The sequence below is a fragment of the Affinundibacterium nitidum genome (assembly GCF_014284155.1).
GTDB lineage: Bacteria > Pseudomonadota > Gammaproteobacteria > Burkholderiales > Burkholderiaceae_D > Undibacterium > Undibacterium nitidum.
On sequence record NZ_JACOFZ010000013.1, the window covers coordinates 53501 to 59682 of the forward strand.

Below are 6182 nucleotides of genomic sequence, written 5' to 3' on the forward strand. Positions count from 1 at the left end.
AATGACTCGTCAACGCATTAGTTCAGGCTCTACCTTCGAAGAAACCATAGGCTACTCGCGTGCCGTCGTCCATGAGAACTGGGTCTTCGTTTCGGGCACGACCGGTTTTGACTACAGCAATATGACGATTTCCGACGATATCATCACGCAGACTGACCAGTGTTTACGCAATATTGCAGCAGCGTTAACACAAGCTGGATCAAGCTTGGCGGATGTGGTTCGGGTCAACTACGTGGTGCCAAATGCAGACGAGTTTCCTTTATGCTGGCCCACCTTGCGCCAGTATTTCGGGGAGGTTCGCCCCGCGGCAATGATGATTTCGGCAGGCTTGGCGGACCCGCGCATGAAGATAGAAATTGAAGTTACCGCCATCAAGGGCTCTGCCTAGGTTTTTTGGAATTTAGCCGACATTTAGGTGACAATCGGTTTCGGGTGTAAACTAGCGGCTTAGTTTAGAACAACAGAGCAAATGCAATGAAATTTGAACACCTCGTTGAAATCAACGACCTTGAGAACCCGATGATCGAAGTCATCACTCGCGAACAATTGTGGCGTGGCTTGGTGCTGCGCGCTGAATCTCCAAAGATGTTTGTTTCGTATATCGACCAATGCGCGATTACTGATCGCACTGAGGTGTCGATGACACGCGAAATCCAATACGGTAATTTGCTCGTTAAAGATCATGTCAGCATCGTTCACAATGACCACGTTCATTACCAAGTACCGGCGCAAAACGATATCAAGGCATCTTCACTGCGCATGAGTATCGAAGAACCTGAGGCAAATCGCTTATTTGTACGTTTCTGCTACGACGACGGTCACACCGCTGAAGAAGATGAAACCAATAAAATGTACGACGATTACCGCCGAGCCGCTTATCATGAAGCAGATGTGGATACCGTGCGTATGATCCGAGAACTAGCCGAAGGCGGTTTACTCAATGCCCTGATGAATTAAGCGCTGCATTCAACGAGAACCCATAAGAATGGCCGACTATCGGCTTAACCACCTAATTCCAAGAGAACTATATGTCCACAACACCAGCTCCTTTCCTCGCCAAGAAACTCAAACGTAAGCAATTTGCTTGTACGGGCGATGCCCATATTCAAGGTGATTTGCAAATTACAAATCAAGTCATCGTTGGCGGCGACCTCTTAGTCGATGGTCACTTAGAGGCGGAAGAAGTATTTTGCCTCGGTAAGTTGACCGTTACGGGTGATATTCGCGTGCAATCTTTGTATGTGGGGCAAGCGCTCGATTGCGCCGGCGATATCGATGTGGAACACATGCTCAAAACCGGCGCGAATGCCGAATGGATGGCGCGTTTGTTAGAGCTTGACCAAGCCAAACCAGCCAAAGACGGCAGCTCGTTTATCGATAAGCTGGTACACCCAAGTATTTTGAAACGCGATGCCCATCACGAGACATTTGGAGGCTACGGCGATATCCAAGTGCTCGGCTATCTGGCTTGCGACGTTTTAGATTGCCACGGCAATGTGCAACTCGATGACGTGCTCGACGTCGGCGAAATTCAATACGTCGGTGGCCATTTGAGCGCGATTGCGATTGCTGCCGATGGCGACATCAACATCAAAGGTGAATTGTTTTCTGAAACCGACATCGCCGTGCATGGCGGCATCTACGTCGGCGAGATTATTTGCCAAGGTAACTTGCAAGCAGACTCTATCCATAGCAATGGCGATATCAGCGCCTGGGGCACCATTCGCGCTGTTGGCCAAATCACTAGCCTCAACGGCGAAATCCACAGCGGTCGTTGGATCGCGACTAAAGGCACCATCTACGCAGCGAAATACATCAAAGCAGGTGAAGCGGTCGTGGCAGAAAAAGGTCTGACCTGCGGTGCCGACTACGGCATCCTCGCCGCAACCACCATGAAACGTTCCTTGTGGGAAGAACGCGGTTACGTCTCAGCACCGACCAAACCGAAATTGCTGTTGTCAGGCAAATTCGTTGAAGGCAAAAAGCTCAAGCATATCGACAGCTTAGAGAAAAAACGTGACTGGGAGCTAGATTGGGAAGTACCACGTCGTTTGGCGCGGGATATGATCAACTAAGATGCTCACGAGCGTCGAATATCGATTTAAATCCTCTCTATTTCGAATAGAAACAGGTGAAGAATTAGAAACGAACCCAAAGTGTTTCGGAAGGGCGCTCGCTCAGTGGATGCTAAATCAGCTGAGCGCATCTGGTCTGACGATTACTGAGGATATCGCCGCGGAAGATTGGGGCTGGTTGGTCGCAGTGCAGCGTAAGCCATTCCACTTATGGGTGGGGTGCGTGAGTCAAAAGGACGACGACTATAGAAGCATTCCCGACGCTTGGTGCGTATTCGTCTCTGCTGAACCAAGCTTTATACAGTCAATTTGGAGATCAAAAGAAGTCCAAGACTCATTGGCTGGAGTGATTAACAAGGTTGAGCACATTTTGCGTACGAATGCGCAGGTATTCGAACTACATGTGCAAGCCGCTCCAAACTAAAATTCAAGTAAAGGGTGTTCTTTTCCTATGGGAACAAATGTGTATCCATTCAAAAAGAGTATTCCAGTCGAAGCTCTGCAAGAAATTTCTTTGCTGGTTGAAGATGGATATGTCGTCCACAAAGAGTGGGCAAACGGAGTCGAACTAAGAAAAGGAAAAACCTTTCGTGTTTGGCTACTTGCATTTCACTTGCTGCTCTTGCCAGTGCTTTTATTTCCAGGTGTTATTCGAAGTATCGTGGATAATTTCTTTGGTTATAAACACCGGGTTTTCGTTCGGTGTGATGAAGCTGAGTGCGATATTCATTTTTGTTAATTATTTTAGACTGCCAAGATATGCATCTGTTGGCCTGTTCATACATCAAAACGCGTTGTCACTGTAACCACAAAAATTCAAATTTCCCACAGTAAAAAGCACGACCGTCCGAACAAAATACCGTGCCATTTTTGCCACGAAAAATACCAGTTAGAGTGTTAACTCTAATTCTCACTCTTACCCTCGAAAATGCCTACTCCCAGAGGGTAGACCAGTCAATTTTTCTTTCTTTTTAGCGCCCCTTCTGAAAACAAGATGTCATTCTGTAATTGAATTGTCACATCGCTGTGTCAGGCTTCGTTTGTTTGCAAAACAAACATACAAAAAGTATTGATCTCAGGCAAAAAAAGCAGCTCCAAAGCGAGCACCAAATGCATCCTAGTCGATACCGAAAAATTATTTTTATAACTTAGAAATGGCGATTCAGCACTGCGCATAAACACGATTTATTCGACATCGCGCTGCGTCATCAGTTCGCAAAGACCATGTTTGGTGCGGGACACACTGCCCAAACCAAAACATGTGGGAGAGGAAACCATGGTTCACCTGAAGAATATCCGGCGCAAGTCCGGAGCAATCGGCTTGTTCGCGCTCAGCGCACTCACTTTCACCGCAAGTTCCACTGTTTATGCGGCGATCTCAGATCACCACGAATTCGAAGCGAGCTTGCACGTGCCGTACCGCGCAGCAGCCAGCGCACGTGTTGGTGACGAGTCTCGTACTTTCACCTTGGATTTCAGTTTTCCGCTGAACCAAAAAGAACACACAGTTGCTTGGAAACTTGAGCTGGTCACACCTGGCGGCCGCGTTGTACAAACCTGGAATGGTGCAGAAAAATTACCAAACCAAGCATTGGTCAAACAGATTTTCTGGGCAGGCCGCACAGCAGCGAATGCGAGTGCCTTACCTGATGGCGTCTATCAATTGCGTTTAACCGCTGCCGCAGTCGAAACGAGAGAAATTCCAAATGCGGCAAGAAAGCCAGCTCCGCAATTAGTTAATGAAGTTTTGCTCCACAATAAAGCAGAAGTAACTGAACAATCTTGGCCTATGCAAATTGGTGCAGCTAGTCAAGTAGCGATGCCAGCGTTCGCGCCAATGAACACGGGCAAGAACCCACGTAAAATGAGTGCACCGCCAGCGGCAAAAACCGCGATGGCACCTGCCGTACCAGCAACGAACTCACTACCGTACACGGTCTACTACGGCAATCTGCATAGTCAAACCAACCATAGCGATGGCGGTGGCAATTTGAGCTCTTGTACAGGTGCACAGAATCCACAGTCAGCGGCATTTGGCCCGACTGATGCTTACCAATACGCATTGAACCGTGGTCTCGATTTCTTGATGACATCAGAACACAATCATATGTATGACGGTTCTGATGCCACCAACGCAAGCGCTGATCCAGTCACCGCTAAGAATCTTTACCAATCAGGTTTGACAGCAGCCAGTAGCTTTAATTCCAGCCACCCTAACTTCTTGGGCATCTATGGCATGGAATGGGGTGTGATCAATAACGGCGGTCACATGAATATTTTCAACGCCAATGAATTATTGGGTTGGGAATATAACAGCAGCAATCAACTGATCGCTGATACCTTGACCACCAAAGGCGACTACGCTGCCTTGTACACTTTAATGCGCCAACGTGGCTGGATCGGTCAGTTCAATCACCCAGCAACAACCGGTCAATTCCAAGTCAATGCTGTACCACTGGCCTATACCGCTGACGGTGACCAAGCGATGGTAGCTTGCGAAGTGTTGAATACTTCAGCATTCTCAACCAACACCACTGAAACAGAAACCGGTCGCAGCAGCTATGAGTCTGCGTGTAATAAGGCTTTGGAGGCAGGTTACCACGTTGCCTTTACGACCAACCAAGATAACCACTGCGCGAACTGGGGTGCTTCATACACCAACCGCAACGGTGTCTTGATTCCAAATGGTCTGCCGTTAAATAACGCCAACTTTATCGCAGCTTTGAAAGCGCGTCGTGTATTTGCCACTATGGATAAGAATTCGCAATTGGTATTGACTGCGAATGGTCACATGATGGGCGAACGCTTCAGCAACTCTGGCGCTCTAACCTTAACGACGAATTTCGCCAACAGCGCTGGACGTACTGTCAGCACGGTCCAAATTTTCGAAGGTGTACCAGGCCGTAATGGCACTGTCACTCAGTTGAGCAATACAGCGGTGACAACAATTACTCCAGCATCTGGCGAACACTTCTACTACGCGAAAGTGACACAAGATGACGGCAATATTTTGTGGTCCGCACCGATCTGGGTGAGCCAAGGTACAAGCGCTGGCGACACGACAGCACCGACTGTGACAGCAACCGAAACAGGTACGAGCGGCACGATCACTTTAAATGCGACAGCGAGCGACAACGTTGGTGTCAGCAAAGTAGAGTTCTATGTGGACAGCGTGTTGAAGGGAACGGCAACTACAGCACCTTACAGCTTAGCGATTAACTCGACAACGCTGGCGAATGGCGCACACAGCTACGTGGCGAAAGCCTACGATGCAGCGAATAACGTGGGCAGCTCAAGCGCGGTTAGCTTCAGCATTAACAACCCAGTTTCTGACACCACAGCACCAACTGTCAGCGCCAGCGAAAGTGGCACTAGCGGCACCATTACCTTAAGCGCTACGGCGAGTGATAACGTTGGTGTCAGCAAAGTAGAGCTATATGTCGACGGCACCTTGAAGTCGACATTGACTAGCGCTCCTTACAGCACAACCTTGAACTCGACGACACTGGCCAACGGCAGCCATACTTTGGTCGCCAAAGCCTACGATGCAGCCAATAACATCGGCACATCCTCAAGTGTGGCGTTCAGCATCAATAACACCGTATCGAAGCAATTGATCTTGAACGGAGGTTTTGAAAGTGGCTCCACTTCTTGGACAGCGACTAGCGGCGTGATCAGTAATGACACCACACAAGCATCACGTGCTGGAACTTATAAAGCTTGGCTCAATGGTTACGGTGCAGCCCATGTCGATAGTTTGTATCAACAGATTGCAATTCCAAGTACGAGCACTTCAACGACCTTGAATTTCTGGTTGAAAGTAGTTTCTGATGAAACTACAACAACTCAAGCGTATGACACATTGGCCGTTCAAATTCGTAATAGCAGTGGCACGGTTCTCAGCACACTTGCGACTTACTCCAACTTGAACAAAGGCACGACCTACATCAGCAAGTCTTTCGACTTGAGTGCTTATAAAGGTCAAACAATACGTATCTACTTCTTGGGTACTGAAGGATCGGTCACAGCGACATCGTTCTTGATCGATGATGTCAGTGTCGTGACGCAATAATTGTGACTTAAAATGGCGCATCGATAAGATCGCGC

At 48.3% G+C, this 6182-nt stretch carries 6 protein-coding genes; all 6 read left to right on the forward strand.

Annotated elements, in window-relative coordinates; genetic code table 11:
* Position 1 precedes the first annotated feature (1 nt).
* The 6 genes from H8K36_RS18340 (at position 2) to H8K36_RS18365 (ending at position 6147) form a co-directional block, all read left to right on the forward strand.
* Positions 2-388: a RidA family protein gene (locus H8K36_RS18340; RefSeq protein ID WP_186917977.1), complete on the forward strand. Its 387-nt coding sequence runs from the start codon at positions 2-4 to the stop codon at positions 386-388.
* 86 nt (positions 389-474) lie between these two features.
* Positions 475-957, forward strand: a complete 483-nt coding sequence (locus H8K36_RS18345; RefSeq protein WP_186917978.1) for an SRPBCC family protein — start codon at positions 475-477, stop codon at positions 955-957.
* A gap of 71 nt (positions 958-1028) precedes the next feature.
* Positions 1029-2075, forward strand: coding sequence for a polymer-forming cytoskeletal protein (locus H8K36_RS18350; RefSeq protein ID WP_186917979.1), 1047 nt, complete (start codon positions 1029-1031; stop codon positions 2073-2075).
* A 109-nt stretch (positions 2076-2184) separates the two neighbouring features.
* Positions 2185-2499, forward strand: a complete 315-nt coding sequence (locus H8K36_RS18355; protein ID WP_186917980.1) for a hypothetical protein — start codon at positions 2185-2187, stop codon at positions 2497-2499.
* 27 nt (positions 2500-2526) lie between these two features.
* A complete protein-coding gene (locus H8K36_RS18360) occupies positions 2527-2814 on the forward strand; it encodes a hypothetical protein (RefSeq protein WP_186917981.1) in 288 nt (95 codons plus the stop codon).
* Between the two features lie 537 nt (positions 2815-3351).
* Positions 3352-6147, forward strand: a complete 2796-nt coding sequence (locus H8K36_RS18365; protein ID WP_186917982.1) for a CehA/McbA family metallohydrolase — start codon at positions 3352-3354, stop codon at positions 6145-6147.
* The last annotated feature ends 35 nt before the right edge of the window (positions 6148-6182 follow it).